Annotated in this window: 20 protein-coding genes; 6 read left to right on the top strand and 14 right to left on the bottom strand. The window is 38.1% G+C overall.

Annotated elements, in window-relative coordinates; genetic code table 11:
- Window positions 1-39 precede the first annotated feature (39 nt).
- The 3 genes from JKG61_RS04805 to JKG61_RS04795 all read right to left on the bottom strand — a co-directional run bounded on the left by JKG61_RS04805 (window position 40) and on the right by JKG61_RS04795 (window position 2100).
- The gene (locus JKG61_RS04805) at window positions 40-447 is read right to left on the bottom strand and encodes a hypothetical protein (RefSeq protein WP_202101839.1); all 408 of its coding nucleotides are present in this window, start codon (window positions 445-447) and stop codon (window positions 40-42) included.
- Between the two features lie 93 nt (window positions 448-540).
- On the bottom strand, window positions 541-723 hold the full coding sequence (locus tag JKG61_RS04800) for a hypothetical protein (protein WP_202101838.1): 183 nt from the start codon (window positions 721-723) through the stop codon (window positions 541-543).
- A gap of 138 nt (window positions 724-861) precedes the next feature.
- Window positions 862-2100 carry a hypothetical protein gene (locus JKG61_RS04795; RefSeq protein WP_202101837.1) on the bottom strand — a complete coding sequence of 413 codons (1239 nt, stop codon included), beginning with the start codon at window positions 2098-2100 and terminating at the stop codon, window positions 862-864.
- Window positions 2101-2309: 209 nt separating this feature from the next.
- Between JKG61_RS04795 and JKG61_RS04790 the strand changes: the two genes are divergently transcribed.
- Window positions 2310-2987 carry a DUF1016 N-terminal domain-containing protein gene (locus JKG61_RS04790; protein WP_202101836.1) on the top strand — a complete coding sequence of 226 codons (678 nt, stop codon included), beginning with the start codon at window positions 2310-2312 and terminating at the stop codon, window positions 2985-2987.
- An 88-nt stretch (window positions 2988-3075) separates the two neighbouring features.
- Here the strand turns inward: JKG61_RS04790 and JKG61_RS04785 are convergent, their stop codons facing one another.
- The 3 genes from JKG61_RS04785 to JKG61_RS04775 form a co-directional block, all read right to left on the bottom strand.
- Window positions 3076-3669, bottom strand: a complete 594-nt coding sequence (locus tag JKG61_RS04785; protein WP_202101835.1) for a collagen-like protein — start codon at window positions 3667-3669, stop codon at window positions 3076-3078.
- A 104-nt stretch (window positions 3670-3773) separates the two neighbouring features.
- Window positions 3774-4502, bottom strand: a complete 729-nt coding sequence (locus tag JKG61_RS04780) for a LytR/AlgR family response regulator transcription factor (RefSeq protein WP_202101834.1) — start codon at window positions 4500-4502, stop codon at window positions 3774-3776.
- 38 nt (window positions 4503-4540) lie between these two features.
- Window positions 4541-6250 carry a sensor histidine kinase gene (locus JKG61_RS04775; RefSeq protein WP_202101833.1) on the bottom strand — a complete coding sequence of 570 codons (1710 nt, stop codon included), beginning with the start codon at window positions 6248-6250 and terminating at the stop codon, window positions 4541-4543.
- Between the two features lie 307 nt (window positions 6251-6557).
- Between JKG61_RS04775 and JKG61_RS04770 the strand changes: the two genes are divergently transcribed.
- Together JKG61_RS04770 and JKG61_RS04765 are read left to right on the top strand one after the other, a co-directional pair.
- The gene (locus tag JKG61_RS04770; protein WP_202101832.1) at window positions 6558-6707 is read left to right on the top strand and encodes a hypothetical protein; all 150 of its coding nucleotides are present in this window, start codon (window positions 6558-6560) and stop codon (window positions 6705-6707) included.
- Between the two features lie 242 nt (window positions 6708-6949).
- A complete protein-coding gene (locus tag JKG61_RS04765) occupies window positions 6950-8653 on the top strand; it encodes an erythromycin esterase family protein (RefSeq protein WP_202101831.1) in 1704 nt (567 codons plus the stop codon).
- A gap of 178 nt (window positions 8654-8831) precedes the next feature.
- Here the strand turns inward: JKG61_RS04765 and JKG61_RS04760 are convergent, their stop codons facing one another.
- Complete coding sequence (locus JKG61_RS04760) at window positions 8832-10628, bottom strand: erythromycin esterase family protein (RefSeq protein WP_202101830.1); 1797 nt, start codon at window positions 10626-10628, stop codon at window positions 8832-8834.
- A gap of 13 nt (window positions 10629-10641) precedes the next feature.
- Window positions 10642-10842, bottom strand: coding sequence for a hypothetical protein (locus JKG61_RS04755; protein ID WP_202101829.1), 201 nt, complete (start codon window positions 10840-10842; stop codon window positions 10642-10644).
- 626 nt (window positions 10843-11468) lie between these two features.
- On the opposite strand from JKG61_RS04755, the gene JKG61_RS04750 reads away from it, so the two are divergent.
- Window positions 11469-12200: a DUF4369 domain-containing protein gene (locus JKG61_RS04750; protein WP_202101828.1), complete on the top strand. Its 732-nt coding sequence runs from the start codon at window positions 11469-11471 to the stop codon at window positions 12198-12200.
- 1 nt (window position 12201) lies between these two features.
- Window positions 12202-13329, top strand: coding sequence for a TlpA family protein disulfide reductase (locus tag JKG61_RS04745; RefSeq protein WP_202101827.1), 1128 nt, complete (start codon window positions 12202-12204; stop codon window positions 13327-13329).
- 217 nt (window positions 13330-13546) lie between these two features.
- Here JKG61_RS04745 and JKG61_RS23250 read toward each other — a convergent pair whose 3' ends face one another.
- Window positions 13547-13999, bottom strand: coding sequence for an erythromycin esterase family protein (locus tag JKG61_RS23250; RefSeq protein ID WP_202102000.1), 453 nt, complete (start codon window positions 13997-13999; stop codon window positions 13547-13549).
- A 14-nt stretch (window positions 14000-14013) separates the two neighbouring features.
- A complete protein-coding gene (locus tag JKG61_RS04735; RefSeq protein WP_202101826.1) occupies window positions 14014-14292 on the bottom strand; it encodes a hypothetical protein in 279 nt (92 codons plus the stop codon).
- Between the two features lie 265 nt (window positions 14293-14557).
- Here JKG61_RS04735 and JKG61_RS04730 point away from each other — a divergent pair, with 265 nt between their 5' ends.
- A complete protein-coding gene (locus JKG61_RS04730; protein WP_202101825.1) occupies window positions 14558-15883 on the top strand; it encodes a TlpA family protein disulfide reductase in 1326 nt (441 codons plus the stop codon).
- Between the two features lie 344 nt (window positions 15884-16227).
- Here JKG61_RS04730 and JKG61_RS04725 read toward each other — a convergent pair whose 3' ends face one another.
- Genes JKG61_RS04725 through JKG61_RS04710 form a run of 4 tightly spaced genes read right to left on the bottom strand, consistent with a single transcriptional unit; the run spans window position 16228 to window position 23627 of the window.
- A complete protein-coding gene (locus tag JKG61_RS04725; RefSeq protein WP_202101824.1) occupies window positions 16228-17043 on the bottom strand; it encodes an endonuclease/exonuclease/phosphatase family protein in 816 nt (271 codons plus the stop codon).
- A gap of 10 nt (window positions 17044-17053) precedes the next feature.
- The gene (locus tag JKG61_RS04720) at window positions 17054-18622 is read right to left on the bottom strand and encodes a DUF5689 domain-containing protein (protein ID WP_202101823.1); all 1569 of its coding nucleotides are present in this window, start codon (window positions 18620-18622) and stop codon (window positions 17054-17056) included.
- A gap of 23 nt (window positions 18623-18645) precedes the next feature.
- Window positions 18646-20202, bottom strand: a complete 1557-nt coding sequence (locus JKG61_RS04715; RefSeq protein ID WP_237249373.1) for a SusD/RagB family nutrient-binding outer membrane lipoprotein — start codon at window positions 20200-20202, stop codon at window positions 18646-18648.
- A 5-nt stretch (window positions 20203-20207) separates the two neighbouring features.
- A complete protein-coding gene (locus JKG61_RS04710) occupies window positions 20208-23627 on the bottom strand; it encodes a SusC/RagA family TonB-linked outer membrane protein (RefSeq protein WP_237249372.1) in 3420 nt (1139 codons plus the stop codon).
- Between the last annotated feature and the right edge of the window lie 127 nt (window positions 23628-23754).

Genomic DNA, 23754 nt, shown 5'->3' with positions numbered 1-23754 from the left:
CTAAAATAATTAGCATTTACAATTTCAATTGTAAAGACCTCACTTCTCCCCTCTCAACACTTTAATCACCTCACCATTATACATCAAAATATATCGGGCCTTAATGACATTAGCCTCAGCGACATTATAATCCAATAACGCTTTATTATACTCCATAGCAGTAGTCACACCGATATCATACGTTCCTTCATCGCATTGTAGTTCTTCTCCAGTGCAGCATGTTGCACCTGTAGTACTTGATATTCTTTCGCTGATTTGTAGTATTCCGAAGCTAGCGCCACTTTGCAAATGGTGTCTCAACAAACAAAAAATTACATTACCACTCACAGAGCAGGTGCGATCCGAGAAACCAGCACAAAAAGAGGTGATGCTATCAAGTTGAAAGGCAGATCGGTATTTGAGTTTGATGCGGACGGGAAGATACACCGACTGACGGATATAGCGCAATGCATCTTTGAAAAAATAGCGGAGTTAACACATAAAAAAAGCATTCAGGATTAATCCTGAACGCTTTTATAATATCTCTTCTGATAAATCTATTTACGCTCCCGCATAATATGGCTTAACCTGATCTTCAGTCAGGCTAAGTTTTTTGCAAACATCAACTATCGAATAGCCTAATTCTTTAAGCATTTCAATTTTACCTTGAATTTTGCCCTTTTCCATTCCAGTCTGAATTCCTTCCTTTTTTGCTTTGTCCAATAAATATTCTTGAGTGAACATCCTGGCGCGAAGGAATTGTACTCTCGCAACCTAAGGAGAATGAGGCTAATATTTAAAGAAACAGTCGGCAATGAAATTTGGCCACAGCTTGTGGCCAAAATATCGATTCGGGGTTATATAAGCTCTTTCATAACCTTACTAATCCCTATCCTCTATATCGTCAGTAGCAACAGCGGTGAATAAATATTTTGACATGGAGTCCGCACTTTTAACCTCTATCGTTGATCGATCAAAGAATTTGGCATATTCTAACAAGGGTCCACACCCTGCTTCAGTAAAAATAGCAGACAGCTTTTTATCTCCTATTATATCGTAATGGATAAAGGCTTCCATGGTATCTATTTTCAAATATTTGGCGTCAATTTTATTTATAGCTGTAAGTTCTTTGAGTTTTTCCCCTTCAGGTGTTCCTTCGTTGGTCAATAATAAAAAAGTGCGCAGTATCCATTTATCGCTATGATGGGTGACCACAAAATAACCGATTTTATGCACCCCTGCATGAAAGGCCAATAAGGTGTGTTTTTTACCGACAACCGTCGTATGATTTTCAGTAAAAGCGAATCTGTGACCAAGCATGATAAAGGCTGCTCCCGCCGAGTCAAAGCTTCGTTCTTCATAACGTCTTAAAGCGTGATGCTGTATATAAATCGGTAGCTTTTCGGTAGAGACAACATCATTAAACCCTAATTGTGCTGCAGATACAAAAGCCAATTGCCCCCATTCTACTGTATTTGACGGCAAATACCCTAAGCGTGCAATAGGACGGACGACGTTGTCGATCTCCTCCGAAACAAGCTGATGCGGCACTCTAGCTAAGCTAACTGTATTGCTACCTCCGGCTTTGACCGTACGCAGTTCTGCGAATACAAATTGAACGGATCCTTTGTAAAAATCAAACAGGGTATAATTGTAGTAAGCTAAATCCACATACAGCTTCCATACCATACTACTATACCATTTACCGTCAATGTAAGGCCTCAATAAATCCTTAATGCAATCTTGTTCTTTAAACTCGCCTTGCGGCAGATGATTGAATACTTGAAGAACAAATAGGCCTTCCGTGAGAAAACTAGCATAGCTAATGGATTCGCCCGTTAACGTTTCGATCTGAAGGGTCTTCAATCTGTTATTAAAATCTTCCTTATACTTTTTTCGTTCTTTCGCGTCGACGATGATACGGTCGTCCAGTTCAATCTTGACCGTTGGGTAGCGCACGTTATAACATTTGAGCAATGTGATTTTTGGAATCTTTTCAAAATAACCATCGCCAATCAATTTTATCATAGCCGTACGAAGTCTTTCAAAAAAAGCCTTCTGCGCCAAAAGATCAGTTTTGACAGGAGAGACATATTTTACGGAAGCTTTTCGTTTGGCCATAGGCATATAATTGGTTATCTACTAGCCTCCTAAAATACAAAAATATCAGAAATAAATAATTAAAGAAGATTGCCCAAGAGGTTAAAAAGTGAGGGAGAATTATAAACTATGCAACGGCAAACGCCCAATAATAGGCTTGGTACCACCTGTGGAAGAGAAGAGAAGAGAAGAAAGGAAAATAGATATCAACCAATATTATCCCTATAGCGATGGAAACAGATAAAATATATGTAGAAATACTGAGTGCGTTGAAAAGTAAAATTCAGCTGGCCCAACAGCGCGCAGTCATATCTGTCAATACGGAGATGCTACAGCCGTATTGGACTATAGGTAATGATATATCTAACAAAATCGCAGAATCTGGATGGGGAGCAAAGATTATTGATAACCTTTCCAGAGATTTGAAAGCTGAGTTTCCTGACAATAAAGGGTTTTCTGTCCGTAATTTAAAATATATGCGAAGCTTTACAGAAGCTTACCCTGACTTTGTGCAAGTTGGCACTGAAAAATTGGATAATTCAATTGTGCAACCACTGGCTGCACAAATACAAAATACTGTTAATCACAATGAATCAATCGTGGAAGGCATGATTGCACAAACTATCCAGACATTTTTGCAACCAGCGGTTGCAAAAATACCATGGACACACCATACGATTATATTAGACAAGGTAAAAACTGTAGAGAGCAGATTGTTTTATATACACAATACAATTGAAAACGGGTGGAGTAAAAGTATTTTATCTCTTCAAATAAACAAAAAACTGCACGAGCGTCAAGGACAGGCTATTACCAACTTTGGCGAGACCTTGCCTAAAATTCAATCTGACACTCACACCACAACACTTGTAGTGTCCCTAAACACCATAAATTTTAAGCTATTATGAGATAGGCAGAATGATTGTGGAAAGATTTGGCACATGCATATATGCCAAATCTAGAATAAAAGAATACTATATTTATTACGAACAACAGTTACTTTTCAAAATAGACCTTTTTCACTGATTCGTAATTTTTGAAATCGACCCGTGCTGTACTCGATGATTTTAAGCCAGCCGGAACAATCACATAGCGGATATGGGTGTATCCTCCTGAAACGGCGGTTGCATTTGCAAATGTCGCAGGAATCGCACCGGGGGTGAGCCAATCCTGGTTTAACGAAATAGACCCTACGCCGACCAACACAGTACTGAGATAACTTCCTATAACCTCATTGGTGGTCGTATTCACCCACGTACCGGCATAAGGTAAGGGAACTATGGACTCCTCTGAAGAGCCATGCCTTAAATACGCATAAAACAGTCCTTTTTTGATGACATCTAATGTAACTTCCGGTGCCTGGATCGAAAAATTCTTTCGCATTGGGGAGCTAAAGACTGCTTTAGCCGGAAGTGGTATCCAATCACTGTAAATGACATTGGCCGTGCCTGGCGCGCCTTGTTCGCCTTTCGCTCCTGCCTCTCCCTTTGGTCCCTCTGGACCGACAGGACCAGCTTCTTTTTTACATCCACCAAGAGTAACCCCTACCGCGATCAAGACGATCAGATTTTTTAATAACGTTTTCTTCATTAGTTTTGTTAATTAGTTTAATAATGTTTACTGTTAATGATACGGTGTCTACAACTTTTACGCTGCGGTAGCAAGGTTATAAAAATTAAATATCCCTTGGAATTTTATGGGATAGAAGGTTGATTTGAGGGATAAAAAGAGGGAGCAATTATCATACTTATATCTTCAACATACTTTCTGGAAACCGGAATCTCCTTGTTATTAACGAGCACACATCGCACATTAAATTTGTCAATCTTCTTTCTATTGACGATGAAGGCTCGGTGTATCTGGACGAAAATAGCAGACGGTAAATGTTCCATAATCTGCTTAATGGTGCTTCGGATTTTGTACACCTCCTTTGGGGTATTTAAAAGCAGATAATTGCGATCCGCTTCGATATAATGGATGTCTCCGATAGGGAGATCAACCATAAATTCGTTATGTTTTACTTTTATCGTAGGACCAGATTTTACATTTCGAGGGGATTGACGGATCCCTAGCGCTACGGCAGCGATCAGATCCATAGATTTAAAGGGCTTGGTGATGTAGCCGTATGGCGCGGTGGCAATGGCCTTTTCCATGACCGCTCTATTATCATAAGCTGTTAGGTATAGAAAAGGGATAGCAAACTGGTCTATAATCTCCTGCCCCAAGCTGATGCCATCGGCCAGCCCCTCGCCAAGATTGATATCCAGCAGGATAAAATCTACCTTATACTGGCTGAGCATTGAGAGCGCCATAGCGGCATTTTTGGCCTCTAGGACATCGTATCCATTGTCGTAGAGTGTTTTTTTTACTAATCTTCTGTTTAGAAAATCGTCTTCTACAATCAAAACCGTTTTTGTTGTCATTTAATAATCAAGATAAGTGATGGTAGATAAATCATATGCTAAAAAATAAGGGTCAACTCAAACCCATTGTCGGTACTACTAGCGCCAACAGCATCCAGCTGATCGATTAAGCCTTTTATGATCTCTAGACCTAATCCGGTCTGCTCGGGCTGATAGAAATCGAATCCTATGCCATTATCGCTATACACCAGTGCATTTTTTAAGTTAGCTTTTTCTATCTCTATATGTATAAGGCCTACGGCGATTTCTTTGAAAGCATACTTCATACTGTTGCTTACCAGCTCTACAATAATCAATCCTAAGGGCATAGCCACATCTATGGATACCGCACCGATATCACCAGACACGGTAAGATGGATGTCTTTCTCATGATCGTCATACGATTCCTTGACAATAGTAGCCAGTGCTGCAATATAGTTTCGAAGATTGACTTCACTTACATTTTCGTCCACATTCAGTTTTTTATGCAATAGTGCCATAGAATGGATACGGTTCTGATTGCTTCGGATGAGTTCGTCAATCGTACTGAAATCAACAGATTCTTTCTGTATGTCCAAAATGGAAATAACATGCTGCAAATTATTCTTTACGCGATGCTGCAGCTCCGATAAAAGGATGCGCTTCTGTTCCAACATCTTGGAAACATCGGAGACTTGCTTGTTTATAATTTTATTCTGCGAATTGATCTTTCGGTTTTTCAAAATGAGCAATACCGAACCTATCAAAATGACAGCAAGCAGGCTACCGATTAAAATCATCTGTTGATTTTTACTTTTTATGATGGCTTCTCTTTTTTCGATTTCATACTTGTCTTTGGTCACTTTAAAATTTTGGGCATCCAGCGTAGCTAAATAGTGCAGATGAGCGGTATGGTATTTTTGGTAATAATAATAGGCTGAGTCCACCTGCCCTGCTTTTTCATATAAGATACTCCGTAGTTCGAGAATATCGTCCATGTTCTCTCCTGTCCTCCGAGGATCATAATGCAAAGACGAGTCACTATATATGAATGCCCGAGGAATATCACCCATCTCCGAATAAATACGACTGATATTATGATACATCATCGCCGTTCCCTCTCTATTTCCAAGGGTTAAGAATTGTTTTGCTGCGAGCAAGTTATAGCTAACAGATCGCTCTCCATCCAATAATATGCCCAATAATAAATAACTATCGGCAATGTCTGAGCTATGATCAAACTTCTTACTGTAGGTGAGGGCTTTGTACGCAAAAGCGATAGCCGATGCCGAATCGCCAGCAAAGCGATAATACGATGATCTACGGATACAATAGGTACTAAATAGGTGGTCCAAACGATTCTTCTGATAGCAACTGTAAGCATGATCCAAATGAGCATTGCAAGAAGCCAAATCGTCCAGCAATTCGTATATCAATGCTGCAATAAGATGCCCCTGGTATTCATGCTGGGGCAGATTATGAAGCTGAGCTTGGTCAATGACGCTTAATACAAGTGTTATCGCCTCCTTGACATTGGACTGTTTGACAAAGATATCAGCAAGCAGCAACCGGACCCTGAGCTCGAGGTCGACCTGCTCTTTGCCCGTGTAATAATCCAAAATAAAATCGTGTAGGCTGTCGGCCAAAAGTTTGGCCTGTCCGAATTGACGACAGAGAATTAAACTATCAATCTGCACTATATCCTGGGATAATGATCGTGGTGGTTGCCTGATCTCCTTACAGCTAAACAATAAGATCACGATAGCGATTGGAATAATTCGAAACCACATACAGCATATTTTAAGTTAATAAGCAGTACCCGTCTACAAAGGCGTAATCTGCTGAATACTATTATCGGGCAGATCGTATGTCATCTGCAATGATAATAAATTGATGCTAAAAATAACGTTTTTTTACTACTTTACTTTAACAAAACATCAGAACTATCTGGTGTAGCCATAGCGAATTTCATTTTTTTCATTTTTGGTAAATAATATAATTCATGCCTACTCTCAACAGCATTTTCGGCGTCCTGCTTCAATTACATGAGGTTTGGTGAATGCAAATGTAGTAAGCTGAAAAAAAACCGCGACCCTTATGGGACAGAATTACGGTTTTAGGGACAGAAAATTGAAGACTTCGGATCAAAAAGCTAAATCGCATTCACTACCAAAGCATAAGAACTGTTCTAGAGAAATTGAGCAACTCAACGAAATCGATATGTCTGTATCCCGTATCTGCCGATAACGCTTTATTAAATGTGCAATAATGTAGCCGGTAAAACAAATAGAGCATATATGAAAATCTCTTCTCCCCTCTCAACATTTTAATCATATCTTCGTTATATATGAGAGTATAAAATCTGGCTAAAAACATTACATTTATCATGGCGGTATCCTAAGATTCAGCGATTTCAATATATCCACTTTTGCTGTATCAAAAACACCGCCACTTTTTAAACGTTTAGGATGCCTTGATAAACATAAAAAATGAGCTTAACCAAGTTGCTTCAACATGTCTTTACAATACTGTGCTTTACAATGATGGTATATAATTGTAAAGCACAGAGCGACCTTATTGAAATCGATAAAATAGAATTTCACTTCCTTGATAACTGCAGGTGGGGGGATATATTGGTAGCAAGAAATTCATCCTTTAACGTGTCCCAGGATGATAAGAACACTTTAGAACTAAAATATTCAAATACATTCACCACGGGCGGTATGTTCGTGGACATATACCGACCTAAGATTTTACTTCCGCATGTTAAAAAGAAAAGTTCTGCAATATTAAATATCGAGGCAAAGATGACAGGTGGAGGAAAGATGAAATGTGTCATTAAATCTATCAACGAATCCGAACAGATCATTAGTGAAAAGACACATGAACTAAAGAGCTCGGAGCACTGGAAATTAAATACAATACGAATACCATTAGACCAAAACGTAAAAACAATAACATACCATATTACATACCATGGACATGAGAACCCGTTGCAAAAAGTAAGTATCAAATCGCCTGTATTATTAATTAGAAAAAACTCCATTACCCCAGCCCCTACAAATAACATCGATAAAAATAAGATCATCCCAATTTATGAATCTGAGCTATTATACGCTAAACCTATCTCCCCTTTAATCAACTCTACGATCATCGGGCTTGGCGAGCCAACACACGGCAGTAAAACGGTAAAAAAAATACGTTACGATGTTACAAAAGAATTGATTGAACATCAGAATGCCAAAATCATCGCGATGGAATGCCCAACAGATTTGGCCTTGATCTTCGACAGCTATGCACAGGGATATTCAGACGAATCTTCTCTTGAAATAATAAAGCAAAATACCAGTTTTGGGATGGAAGATGGCGATATGCTAGTAAGTTTCCTTAACTGGGTAAGAGATCTGAACACCAGTAGAACCATACATAGGCGGGTACATATTGTTGGTATCGACAGTCCAACTTACTATATTGATACTAACATATTCGAAAACTGCATCTATCTCTATCAAAAAGGATATATCACAAAAAATGATTTTGCCCTTATAAAAACAGGCCAATTTTCTGTATTCAACAACGAACGTTTAAAAGACGACCGTATTTATTCCACTTATTTTGACCAAAATCTCAGGTTTCTTCAAGAAAGAAAAAACAACTATAACAGATCTCAGCGCGATAGTCTTATGACCGTTAAAACTCTTGAACTTCAGAAAAACCTAGCTGCAAATGAAAAAATCGTAATAATGGCCCACAGCGAACATTTAAGTCGGATAAATTATGATAAGCAAAGAAATCTTGGACATTATTTAGCAACTGAACTTGGGCATAAATATCACAGTATTACCATACAGTTTGGCATAGGCACTTATCTGCAGGACTCCTGTTTCATAGCTGGAGACATTCTTGTTGATACACTTCCGCCTGCACCTGCAAACTCTTTCGAAAACCTCGCGTTAAGATCAGGCTACGATCTATTTTATTCTTTGACGGAGGATTTACCCGAATTTGACAGCTATGCATCAATACCGAGGTATCATCTGGGAAAACCGGCCTTTAACTACATGAGTAAAAAACGATTCGATGCTTTTGTATTCGCAAAAGAAAGCAACCATTTTCACCAAGAGATGAAAAACAAGTACGAAACCATTCAAAAAAAATGGATGGACAAAAAATCTAAAATCAAGTTTTTTTAAAATGAAGAAAATATTTCTTTTTGATTTTCACCCCTCAGTAAACAATAGCGGAGTATATTCGCATATCTCGATCGCAGCAGCCCACTCTTGAAGCAAGAAATAGCTTGCTCACATTTCCCTCCTACAAAACCTTTAGAGAAACCCTTTTCTTATAAAAAGGGGCTCAAAGAAGAAGATTCTACCAAGTTTCGGATTCCCCCTTATATCCAGAAAGAAGACTTTTGTATTCTTTCCTTTTGTTATACAAAAGTTCAAAATGATGCAAAGGACGTGCACCTGCAAACGGCTTGAGGATAGGTTTACTTTCTTTAATAAAAACTACGCCATCATGTCGCCTCTGAAGGTTTCCAATCGTATAGTGAAAATACTCAAGACTATTACGCCCAACATGTAACATCCAATGAATTGGAGACAACAGCTTTGAAGTAGGGTAATAAAAATAATCACAACCGTCTAAAGACAATGCGTAGCTTTCAAAACTGCCAAAAACCGGTTTTGAAATATCTTGATATACCTTACGAGGAGAACCGCAACTATCTTGAAGAGTCTGCCCAGTCCCTACAGTAAAATGAAGAGAGAAGAACTTGTCCCCTAAAACTTCATAAAGATAACTCCCCAACGTCTTATGCTGACCACTAGGATAAGTCAATGGTGTTTTTTGGAGATGCCCAGAATGCGCAAGAATGGCAGCTGACTCTTTTTGTGTAACAAATAAAGAGTATAGATGGTGATATCGCTTAAACATATTAGCATCTCGGTTTTCTAATGAATAGGCTGGATTTATAAGTTCATCTAACATATACATACAGTATTGAAATTCGTTAGATCCTAATTTATGTCTTAGATTCTCGTCATTTTCAGCTATTTTTTTGGCATCAACTATTTCACCATTCATTAATAACTTGAGATATATAAGTGATTTTTCAACACCGAGTAACTCTCTAAAATAATCCATCAACATAAATTGTGAGATTGGAGACGGATTGTCTATTCCAAAAACACTTACCTTAGCCTCCCTTTTACTATTATATTCTCGAAGCCAGTCTATAAGAGGCATAACCGTATTCTCTTCGCTAAATAGTAGTTTAAGTTGTTCAACAATTATTAACCTAGTTTTATTATCTCCATATCCTTTAACATATTGATCTAATAACAATACTACATCAAAAGGAATTTCTAATAAGACCAACGTACAAGAATAATTAGTGACCAGGTCCTTCACAAGCTGTAATCTAGATTGCATTATGGTAACACTTCCATGTGTAGCCTCCCCCAATCCAACAACCTTAACTCTATCAAACGTCTTATTTACTGGAAACCCTCGCTCTGACGCAATATCTAATGGCACTATTTCAACGGCTTGTATAGGGTTGAAGTTATCCTTTTTAACAGTTGAAAAAATAGGATTGAGAGGCTCTACTTTCTTTTCATTGCAAGAAAACTGTAAGGGACTAAGTTTGACAACCTGGTTCCCCAACGTGTTACCATAATAAATTACACTTATGTAGACGGAATAAGATTTCGTAATATTGAGCTGTAATTTCTGCCATGAAGTCTCTCTTTTTGAGATCACACTATCTGTGAAAACAACCTCTTCTTGCTCACTAAACCCAACTGCCTTTAATACAACGATCCCATCACTATTACATAATACAGGAATAGAAATCTCAAGTTTGTCAGAAGTACGAACACAATTTGGACACAAAATATGATTACCTAAAGCAAACCCCATATTGCGATTATGCCATGAGATCTGCTTATAATTGATTTTCAAAAAACCACCGTTCTCCAAAGAATCCGAGTTAATATCTGCATTCTCCAATTTATTTAGCCACCGCCAACTACATTCCTTCGACTCTCTAAAACTTACGTCAAAAAAATCAGATTTACCTTGTCCGTATACGATTGTTATGCCATAAAATACGATAAGAACAAACCCTTCCCTTAAAACTTTATAAAATACGGATACTTTCATAAAACAACTTTACTTACATCTGCCACATACATAGAATTCCTGAATCATAGGCATCAAACATACCATATATATTGTTTTGTAGATCGTAAAAATGACAGCCAGAATCACCATCATAAGCAGTATCTAAGATGGCATGTCCTATTCCGTTCATCATCATAAAAACAACCATCATATTACCACTTTCTGACACATTGAAATCACCACTATAATCCATATATTGGACTCCGAACTACTACTAAATCCTATCCTTTCCCTGAAACCATTTGCGAAAGACAGGTCTATCCCATAATTCAGAACATCCATTATCGCAAAAATAGCACCATTATCAGCCTACTATTGTTCACCCAGGAATCACCATAACCAAACAGAATATCTCCATAAAACTGTCCTGTAGCAAATGCTAAAGCATGTATTGCTCAATCATTTCCACTTCCAGCAAAACGTCCTAAAATATCCAATAAGTTAAATCTTGGAATAACACTGCACTCTCTATAAAAGTTGATCAAATTCTAATTTTGTTTTTCTTTTCGTAAAAAATAAATTAATTAAACACTCAAAAGTAAATATATACCTATCAATAAAGATATAATATTAACCATTAAAAATACAATAACCATGAGTTTTAACTAACAAAACCAATTATATCAGCATACAAACAAATCCATGGCTATTTATAAGTTTTTAAAAGCTAAATACCTAATTATTAATAAAAGACTAGTCAAGAACCAATAATAGCTTAAAAATTACTTAATAAACTGGCATAAAAACAACTATATTTAAGAAAATGAACTACTTATAAATTTTGAAATAAAAACATTGAATATTTCTAGCGCTCATAATATGAAAACACTCTATTTGCTGATTTTTACTCTAACATCATTTCCTTCTTTTTCACAGTACAAGTATACCATTGAAGGAAAATTTAACACCGACTTATTTGGAGATACCGATAACTACAGCATCCGGGATGGTGATTTAATTTATTTAAAATTTTTGAGCTCACCAAAAACGGATACGGCTCGGGTCAAAAACAAATCATTCAGGTTCGAAGGAGAGTCTTCTAAACCTGAAATTACAATGTTATCGGTCAGCCTACAGCATTTGGGTAAGGGACCTGCTTTTGGAAATCTTTTATTACTAGACAATTGCCATTATGACATAAGTTACAAACAAACATCTGATAAATTCAAAAGAGTTTTCTATGATGACAAGATAAGCACCAACTCAAAATTCTATCATCTCTGGGAGACAATAGGAATAAAGAAGGAAGATTATTTGAGTAAGGAAAATGAATTAAAGGAGCTGTTGGAAAGCCCTATCAATACTCAAAACAAATCACTTTTTGAGAAAGAGTTAACGGAAGTGAGAAAAGCGCTCGATGAGCTATATAAAAATGCTGCTCAAGAATATAGTGGCACTTATGAAATGACCTATCTTCTACCGACCGACCCCAATTTTAACTATGAGAGATATATTGCTTTCTACAATGAGCTGCCAGAATATATCAGAAAAAGCTACTATGGTGAAAAGTTTTACCAGCGCCTTATTCTTACCAAACCTGAGCATAATTAAAATGAAACTGAGTATACTGTGTACAATAAAAATCGTATATCTATCTCTATATCTTGTGCTCCCTTCATATGGGCAAGTGACCCAACGCAAAATAATAATAAATGGAGAGCTGTCTGAGATCCTCAATAATCAGAATAAATGCGCTATAGTGGTCGACGGAGACACTATCGTTAGTATCATAGGCCACAGGGGGAGTTTTAGAGCCAGTATCCTAACCGATACAGATCTTGCGAAACCTTGTTTAGCAACTCTGATTTATCCTTTCGACAGGACTATTGATTCCTCAAAAAAAAAGATAATCCAGCTTTTCTTTTTAGATGCCGATACCATTAACATACTGATCGATTCTAAGCATGGAACAATCGAAACATACGGCGGATATGAAAATATGGTCAACTCGGCATATCTACGATTAGACAAACAATATTTTGATGCTGTCCAGGCCAAGCATACAGATAAAAACGCCTCTTTAGATTCTTTAAGTATGCGTTATTACAAACAGCTAATCGACACAGCTGCTAGATATAAAAACTCACTTTCGAGCTATAACAGATTGTTTTCGTTATTTCGTCCCACAGCCTTTCCTCTTCGGGATAGCATCTATAACGTAATCCAGGCACTTGACCGAAACATTTTTACAGAGGAAGACCTACAGGTTATCAGTAGTACTTACATGAAATTCGTTCAGAAGAATATCGATAAAGGAAATGACACACTATGGCCAGAATTGCAATATGAAACATTTGAAAGCATAGATTTTTCCAAGCTTTCGCTGTCTTATGATTATGTTCTGATAGATATCTGGGCTACATGGTGTGGCCCGTGTATTGAACAACATCCACATATAAAAAAATTAGCCGTAAAATATGCTGCTAAGAGTCGATTCAAGATAGTGGGCCTGGCTATACAGTGCAAAAAAGAAGATTGGGCTAAGCATTTAACATCCCATCCAACGAACTACTTGAACTATTGGCTGGATAAAAAAAATACTGAAAAACTGGTAAATCAAATAAAAATAACTGAAATACCTCGCTATGTTCTATTAAGAACAGCGGATAATACCCTAGTAGAAAAGCGGATACCCTTTGATAAAATCGAAGCAATACTTGAAAAATATAATATAAAATAATAGATAGCGAAAGAGAGCTCAGCCTATCACCTAGAAAGTTTATTTACTATTTGCTCACGCAGATCTCATGCCAACTGGTTTTCAGAACTTCACCATTTCCAAAACACAACTGATCTTGTAAAAACATTATCAACCCACTGTGGGAAAATTGGGAAAATCACTAAAATACTGTTCCGTAAAACCGAACAGGTTATGGCAAGTCCAATATTTCTCTATATTATTTTTTATACGTATGGATTACTTTTTCATGAACTTGACTTCTTGTAAACAGAAGTAAAGAAAAATATCTTGTGTTTTGCATAACGTAGCTGTGAGCTATACTTCTATTTATAAATACAAGGCCGTCAAAGTCTGTTTTTAGATCACTAAATGAATAATTACCTGAATATGCTAACCTTTTGCCTCGAGAAATCTGTAACAGGGGGACAGCCTTTCTGACTTGACCTGTCGAAATAAAAAGATATTCTTTATTTAATTTGTTTACCATCCCCTCAAAACTAAAACTCAAAGCATTTTGCATACTGTCGACTATGGGTTTCCTATATGCCGAACAGGAATCAACAAGAGTAGATCCGCTACCAAATGTAAAATTATAAGCAAGATATTTCCCCTGAAATCGCTCGTGAATCCTCGCACCTAGCGATTTCTCTTTTTTGTTAAAACGCGAAATTGGACTTGATTTTTTTAAACACTTCCCTCCACATCTGGCAAAACCACTTCTTTTGAAAGGTCAAACTCCAATGGAATATGGCTGGAATTTGGACGCTTAGAAATAATGAGAACATTTTCTTCAAAAGAAGAATCCACATAGTTAACACAGCCTGACATGCTATTTCTCCAATCCCATGAGCAGTCATTATACCTCTTGAAATCCAGGTCATAGTATTCTTTATAAGACTGTGCACTTAACAACTGGATGTTAACGAGACAATATATACATATACACCAAATACGATTATTCATTCTGAGAGTTGCCTAGCTAGTAGCGTTTACTTAGTTTGTATACTTTTATAAATCTACGAGATTGTATCTAATTGCGCTAGGAGTTTTGTAAAAGTTACTTAACTTGTAACCTATAAATCAAATATTGAAGCGCCGAGTTAAAAACGATCATTTTAATAGTTTATTTATATATGGAATACTCATGTTTGTGCTTCGCTAAACATGAGTATTCCATTCCGATAAATCGGAACAGGATAATGACAGATAAAGAACGAATTATACACCTATGAAAAACCACATCATTCTGCTTATAATTTTCCTTTCCAACGGTGCATCAGCATTTGAAAGAGATTCTATATACTTAATTAATCAAAGTAAAACGCCCCAATTTTTCAACTATGACAATATCTTTGGGAATCTGGAATCTATATCTCTCGCACCATCAGAGGAAAAGGTAGTGCGTTTTGAAAAGGAACTTTTGTTAATAAATTCAAATGGCAATGTACCCATAAGAAAAAAGTACCTTATTACAAAGAGTGATACGCTGATTATAAATACGACCACTCTTTCGTATAAAAATTTTGACTACGACTTAGAAATCCTAAATACTGTACAAGAAGAATACCCAACTTTTGAATTGTACCACATCAAGGACTCTAGCTTTCGACGTACGGTAAACGAAAACAATATAGAACAGTTGAAAGAGATACTATTGAACAACTATAAAGCAAAGGATTCTATCATTCGCAACAACTATACTTTAAATAGAGACTACCAAAAAAAACTAATAGATCATTATCGATTTGAATACCTTTCGGCATCCATCGATTGCATCTTTATAAAACTAAAAGATACAGCATCTATTAATAAAGAACTTTTCCTTTTACTACCACATTTTCATAATGTAACGCCAATTTTCACAAAAAACTACCGCACTTCAATAAAATCATTAGTAGCTGGGTATTCTTTGGGACATTTGGGAATAGACCTGGATTCGATAATCAGTCAAATAAACCAATCGCTTGTATTCTATTCAAAAGACTTTGCGCTCTTCTATTTTACAAATATTCAACGAAATAAAGACCAGATCCTATTCCGAGAGACTTATCAAAAAACAAAACCTTTCATTACTGACAATATGTATCTCCGATATCTAGAAAACATTGACCAAACATTGCAATTGAATGAAAGTCTTAATGATGTCTATATAAACCAAACAGGCACTTTATCTTTAGATAAGATTTTCAAACAAAACAGAGGAAAGTATATAATATTGGACTTTACGGCCAGTTGGTGCGCCCCATGTATGACTTCTATTCCTATTACGGAAAAGCTAAGTAAAGAATATCCAGAAGATATAGCCTTCATTTACATATCTATTGACAATGATATCAATCAATGGAACAAAGCTGTAAGTGACAATAATATACCCAAAACAAAAGCATATTACCTCGTAAACGGAATCCATAGTTCGATCGCAAAAAAACACCAAATAACGAGTATCCCACGCTACTTAGTATTTGATCGACAGGGGCAATTAATAGATCAAAACGCACCTTCCGCCCTAGATGGGGGATTAGAAAGAAAAATCAAAATGTTAAAAAACAACTAACAAAGGAGGCTGACTTATACCCTTTCGCACTTTTGTTATCAAAGAACTCAATAGTATGAGTAGAACGCATACCTCCATGTGACTTTGATATATATATCGTCTATTAAAGAATAAAGACATTCTAAATGAGTGAGTTTTGAACGCAGAATTAGATGAGTTATTAAACCTATAAAACATAGGTGATTTGGAGATTTGTCAAATTATCATTTGGAAGGATATAAATATACCATCTTATTAAATTAGACGGAAAGAAAGCTGAAATATAACTACAAAATAAGTTTTAAATTTCCATTGGAGGATTTATTTTATCCTCCAATGGAAAACCAAACGACCTAACATATAATCTACAGTTCGAAAATCGCTTTAACAGGGCGGTGATCAGAAGCATAGGTCTCCGCAATGACATGGTGCGATACGACAGTCCAGTTAGCATTCTTGACGGCAATATAATCAATCGTGCGCCTAGGTTGAATCTGAGGAACCGTATGTTCGCAGCCCTCCACACAACTGCGTCTGAACGCGTTGTCTAAGGTCTGTATAACTTTACTATCAGGAACGGCATTTAAGTCACCGCACAGTATAACCGCTTTTTTCTCCGATTTAAAATAGTCAACGATGTGCTCTATCTGTACCTGACGATTGGCATGATCACGTGTAGCATCCAAATGTGTTGTCGCAAATATGACAGGTTGTCCTCCTACCGTCAACTGCACGGCAGCCAAAATCCGCTTTTCGGCTACCACTTTTTGCGGCAGCTGCACCAACACAGAAGTATCGATGGATAAACGGCTCAATATCGCTAAACCATATTCTCCTCCATCATGATCTATAGCTTTGAAATAACGGTACTGATACCCTAACTTATCCGCTATCAATTTCGCCTGATTTTTATGTCCACTACGAGCTGTCCCATTATCGACTTCCTGTAAGCCAATTAAATCTACATCTGCCGATTTAATCACGCCAACAATTGCGTCTATATCAATCAAATGGGGTTTACTAGGTGGGTTGGCATGATGTATATTATAACTTAAAACCTTTAGATTAGCTAAGGTTGAAGGTTCTTTTTTAGCTTTTATCGCGCAGCCACCTAATAAGGCTATCGAAAAGATAAAAAAGAAAAAACTTCTGAATCGGTGAAATCGCTTACTATTTTTCATATCTAACATTCTATTCGATCACTTTTGTTGCATACCAACCTTCATTTGTCCCATTTGCTTTCGGGAACTCGCCTTCTATTTCTTCTATAGTCGACTGCTTAGACAGATCAACTGTACGCTGCGACCGGGCCTTTACCCATCTTCCCAAACGTACATTGTACTCGCCACCTAATTTATAAAACCATCCTGCATCTGCAGGAGCGGGTCTAGCAAGGTAAATGGTGTTAGATCCTTGCTTGTAAAACGGCTGCTGTTGTAATGTTACAGGGTTTATAATATCATACCAATCTGTATTTGCAATCCGTAGACCTGCTTCTTGAGCAACATTCAATATAGCGCCGTTATATCCGGTGACAATTACATCGATTGGAACCGAACTCTTGGTCACAGCCGTCCCTTCAAATACGGCTATCGCATCTGTAAAAGCACTCGTACCATTTAAAAACAAATCTGTATTTACATCTCCAAAACCATCACCCTTGACCGATCCTGTTTTCCTAGACACGATCCAGTTCGCATCTGCTATAGAGGTCGACCCGACCCCATTAATAAGCTTGGCCGAGTTACCAACATAGAAGTAGGTTCCTTTTTTAACCTGTCCACTTTTAAGATCAAACTTATACGAGCGCTTACCTCCGGCAGCCCAACCATTCACAGGAACACCAGTAGGTTGATAGCCCGAATTGGTATTGTGGGTGACAACAGAATACGGTGTTTTAGAAAAATCAACATCCTGTGTTGCCAAAAATTGAATGTACTCTCCATCCAGATCAGTACCTTCTACATCTCCGATATAACCGGAAATAACGATAGCTGCACGACTTACGGTAGAGCTTAAGACCGTGATGTCCGAATCTCTACGAATCCGTAAATGCGGAACCCACTTGCCTTCGACCTGAGTGTATCCTACTACGCCAAAAAAATTAGCCATCCCTGGGAGCACTTGCTGTGCAAAGGTAGCAGAAGCATCCGTATGTAGTACAAAATTATCAAAACCATCATTGACCAACCTATCACCAGCATAGGTATCAGTCGGCTCAGGTATGGGGTCAAAACCTCCTTTTACAATAACCAGCTCTGTACTTTCATATTTATCCGGGTCAGCTAGAATATAGCTGCTCGGCACTCGATTGACTGCAATAACACGACCTGAAGCAATTTTATTTATAGCCGATTTATCAACACCTTGAATAACCAGAAGGCCATTTTCACGCTTCATCACGCCACCAATAAGGTTGACACGTACTGAGTCGCCTGGCACATACTCTGCTGCTGCATCACCAATCTGTATGGCTATCCCTCTAAGCTCGTTGAGGCGCAATCGATCTTGTACCATCAGTAACCCTGTAGGAAGGTTCTTACCGGAATGATCAGAGACAACCGTACCTGTGATACCTGTTGCACCCAATAGCGTCTCATCGGTCAATTTCAGATCTTGACCTTTATAAAAACTGCGCAGATCATATATCGCGATATCAGGATTGACAGTAGCCCCAGGAAAATTACCCACGGTATCGCAGCCCCAACAACAAATTAGTATTCCTACACAAAAAAACACATTGAAAATATACCTTTTCATAACCTAAAGTATTTAATAAAGTATTAAGGCTTTTGCCACCAAACTAATGTATTAATATCATCTGCACCCATATTTTTTACAGCATCCCTGTAGTTTTGAGCATTCGCAGATTGAATATATACGGGGTAATTGAGTCGTACAGGCATCTTCCCACCATTTCTCAGACCCGCTCCTTTGGGAAGAACAGGGTGACCTGTGCGTCTCTGTTCAAACCACTGCTGAAAATCTGTCAGGAAAAGCACATAATATTTTTGCAACTGTATGTTTGCCATTTTGCTCGCCGCATCTCCGGCATCCAGCGGCAGATTATCATCCCACTGTAGACCAGCAGTTGCCACATAATCGGCAAACTCCTGATTATTGATATCTGTGGTAAATTGAGGAACCCAATAATTAATAGAATTTGTAATTGCCTTGTAATAACTTTCTGCAGCATCTCCTTGTATCCATCCTTTTGCTATAGCCTCGGTTTTGATCAGCTCCACCTCTGCATAGGTCATCAATATACCTGCCAACTTACTCTTCTGCAAAGAAAACTCTGATCCGCCAAAGGAATAAAAATAAGACTGCTTTAACTCTTTACCACCTGGCTCATAGCCGCTATCTACCCCTAAAAAACCAGATGAACCAGGCGCTATCCCAAGTCTATTACGTGCATCTTTACCATATTTATTGGAGATATCAATGCGTGGATCGTTCCATTCATCTAGTTTCAAAATAAAAAAATTACACAATGATGCTATCGTAAAATCAGCTTCCCTCAAACCAATCACATAAGGATTGGTAAATGGATCTGTCGTCACTACATCACCTGTCCATTTTACGGTAGCTGACTGTCCATTGTTCTCAAAAATAGGATACTTCAACGTATTATCCTGCAATATATCTTTAATTTTGGTGGTTACTTGGACTTTTACCTCATCCTTAGACGAAACCCGCAACAATAACCTAAGGTACAAGCTATTGCCAAACCTTCTCCAATGATCCACATTACCTGCATATATAGGATCACTAAGTGGTACTATTTCGTCTTTATTTTGTGCTAATAAAGAATTGGCTTCTTCCAGCTTCTCAAACAAACTCAAGTAGATATCCTTCTGTCTATCAAATTTCGGTTCCATTATGCCTTCCTTTCCTCTGTTGGCCTCGGTGTAAGGTACATCACCATAGGTATCTGTCAACAATGAAAAAGCCCATACTTCATTTATTAAAGCGACTCCTTTATAAGCGGTATTCTCATATTTTTCCGTTGAAGCAATTTGATAAATATCTCTAAAATTGGTCAGCTCAGAATACCATGCATTCCAGGTATAATCAGCCCATGTCGGTCTAAAATCATAGCGAAACACGGCGTTCTCATCTTCGCTCTGGTATACTGTCACCTGCATCAACTCATTGTTAAAATTGCGGTTACGCAGCATATTGGCCTTTGCCATATTCACAATAGCAGGTGCTAACAATTTTTCTGGAGCCGGATCCAGTACGCTGATGGGATCCGTATTTACCTCTTCAAAATTATGCTCACAGCTTGACAATAAGAGGAAAAACAAGGGTAAAAATCCTATAAATATTTTTTTCATAACCATTAATTTAAGCCTACCACTAAATTAAAACCAAAAGAACGGGTGGATGGGAACTGTCCGACCTCAAATCCGGTCACTATGTCTGTCCCACTAAGTGTTCCAAATTCAGGATCAAACAAAGGCCACTTGGACCAGATAAATAGATTTCGACCATATACCCCCATGGTGACCCGCGAAAGCTTTGCCGATTTAATCCATTGCTTCGGCAAGGAATAGTCAAAACGAGCCTCCCTGAATTTGATAAAATCAGTTTTGTAAGTAGCGCCTTCACCATTTGCGGTACCCATAGTAAAATTGTAAAAAGAAGTAATGTCCTTCGCTATCGTTGTATTGGGACTATAGGAACCATCACCATTCCGTACGACCCCCTCTCCGATAATACCACTATAACGTCCGGGTAATGTAGCCGTAAGCTTTCCAAAATCCGCTAGGCGGCCATGCGTATAAGAGTGTCCGACACCTCCCAACTGTGCATCAAACAAGACATTAAGCCTGAACCCCTTATAGCTAAATTCTGTACCTATGCTTCCTTTATACTTCGGAATAGTATTTCCTAAATACACGGGGGTAGCTGATAATTTTGCAAGTCCTGAGTTGGCATCATAAACGACCTGTCCATCGGGCGACCTTTCAAATCCGATCCCGTACATATCCCCTAAACTGCCCCCGACTTTGGCAACGATCTGTGCACCACCAACAGCAGAAGAACGCAAGATCACGGTACTGTCAGTATTGGCCATAGACATGATTTTGTTCTTATTGTGCGAGAATGTTAAATACGTTTTCCATTTAAAATTTTTGTTCTGGATAGGTGTACCATTAATAGCCACTTCGATACCTTGATTATTAATCTGTCCAGCATTGATAATCTGGCGGGTGTATCCGGACGATCGGTCTACAATACGATCTAAAATCTGATTTTTTGTATATCCTTTATAAAACGCAACATCTAACTCCAATCTTTTCTTAAACATCTTGACATCAGCTCCTACTTCATAAGTAACGGTCTTAAGGGGCTTAAGGTCGGGATTGGGCAGGGTATTGGGATTTGTCAAGGCATTGCCGGGGTAGATCCCATTATCAGCTAATGGATAAGTGTAGGCCGTACGATACGGAATAGTACCACTGCTTCCTGTCTGGGATAAAGACAGTCTAGCCTTTACCATATCAAAATATCTTGGCATAGTGAAATAATCAGACGCTACGAAACTCAAACTCGCTGAGGGGTAAAAAAAACCAACATTATTTCGTCTTACGGGATTAGCTAACGTACTACTCCAGTCTTGACGAGCCGTCAAGTCCAGATAAAGATAGTCTTTGTACGAAGCAGACATCAATCCGTAAACGCTATTGATATGAAACCTACTGGTATCTGGAATAACAACAAGATCGTAAGCCGCATTATCAAAACTGTACAGATTAGGCTCGATCAAACCATCTGCTCTCTTCTCGTCCTTGTAATACCTATTTCTTAGTAAGCTTCCTCCCAGTGATGTATTGATCTGAATATCCTCGTTAACTTTTTTATTATACTTTAACAGGAAATCTGCTGTTATTTCCTGAACGTCAATATCCTGTGTACGATATGACCCTTTCGGCAATCGGGCTGCAGTCCAGGGACGTTTCTGTTTTCTTAACTCTTCCGATCGGTCCATCGTGGCACGTAGCTGTAGACTTAATTCTTTTGTAAAATCATAATTCAATTGCACATTTCCCATCAGGCCGTTACGATTCGACCCATTGATAAACTCATAGGAGATAGCGTAAGGGTTTTCTGGGGATGTGGTAAAGACATCTTTCAATTCTTCGTTTTCTTTGCCTTTCACCCAGTAATCATTGAGCCAATTAATGTCACCATTGGGTACCCAGAATACATACCAATACATGACAGACTGGTTGCCATACCCCATACCAGGAAGATTGTCACTAAATTTATTCGTATAATTAGCTTTAACAGAAAGATTTAACTTAGAAGTCAATTTACTATTTGCAGAAAGAGATAAATTGGTTCTTCTATACCCCGTATTTGGAATGATCCAGTCGTTATCTGCATGCGTAGCGGAGAATCGGTAGGTTGTCTCTTTTACTCTTCCATTAATACTTATCGAATTGGTCCATGTTTGTCCCGTCTGAAAAAAGTCTCTGACTTGATTTTTATAAGGCACCCAAGGAGTAGGTTCCAAACCCGCACTTTGCGTCTCTGGATTATATTGGATAAAGGACTGTCCGTTGAAACGTGGTCCCCAGGCCAAACTGGTACCACTATTAGTACCGTACACATAGGTCGAGGCGCCATTTAACCCCTGTCCATATTCATACTGCAAGTCTGGCCATCGATTGGGCTGTTCAAAAGCTAAATTGCTATTGTAGGTAATACTAGGCAATTTATCTTTTTTCTTATTTCCTGATTTTGTTGTTACAATGATAGCACCATTTGCTCCTCGCTGACCGTATAATGCAGAAGCCCCTGGCCCACGCAACACGGTGACACTTTCAATATCTTCGGGATTGATGTCATTAATACCACTACCAAAATCTGTAGGTTGTACACCATCTTCAGGTCCAGCAGCATTGGACCCCGAAGCTGTACGCCTGCCACTCCCGCTATTTAATACGACACCATCAACGACGATCAGGGCCTCATTTTCTCCGGTTAAGTTATTCTCTCCACGTAAGATGACTTTATTAGATCCTGTGGGACCTCCATTGGAGCGCACCATATTCAACCCTGGTACTTTACCAGACAAAGCATCCAACCAATTGCCGGATACGGCGTCTGTCAATTGGTTGCTATCAATTTTTGTAATAGCATAGCCCAAAGCCTTTTCTTCCCTTTTTATCCCCAAAGCTGTCACCACAACTTCATTCAGCTCTTGCTCATCCTCTTGCATGGTAACCTGCAACTGTCGCTGTTGACCTACTACGAGTTCCTTTTGCTTAAACCCAAGCAAACTCATCATCAACACATCCTGCGCATCTTTTACAATGATACGAAAACTACCATCTGCAGCACTGATAACAGTTTGGTTATTGGATTTGTTACGAATGGTCACCCCTGCTAACGAATTGCCTTTACTGTCGCGCACTTGCCCAGTAATAATCATTTCTTGGACTTTCGCTACTGTCGCCTTGCGTTGAATAACGATTGTATTTCCATTTAATACATAAGTCAACTGTTGATTTTCAAAGATTTTATCCAAAATCTCAGCAACTGTTGCATTTTTTAAATTTAACGTTACAGAAGCTGTACCCTCCAATAGATGGGCATTATAAGCAAAATTGTACGCCGACTGTTTCTCGAGTGTTGTCAACACATCGAGCAATGTAGTCTGTTTTTTTACGATCGTAATGCGCTGCGCAAAACTCTCTGCACTAGAAAACTGCAAAAACACAGTAATCATCAAAATCCCAACTAATTTCATAATCAGTATGATTCTATTTGATATGTAAGCGTTCTTCTTACATATTAAAATGTTTTTTTTATACATTTGATATGGGGTATATCGTATTCAATATTTAATAAATTCGATTGTTAGTTGAATCAGGACC

It is taken from the genome of Sphingobacterium faecale, from assembly GCF_016746095.1.
Classification (GTDB): Bacteria; Bacteroidota; Bacteroidia; order Sphingobacteriales; family Sphingobacteriaceae; genus Sphingobacterium; species Sphingobacterium faecale.
The sequence above is the reverse complement of the archived record's forward strand: the minus strand, read 5'-3'. Positions and strand labels throughout refer to the sequence as shown.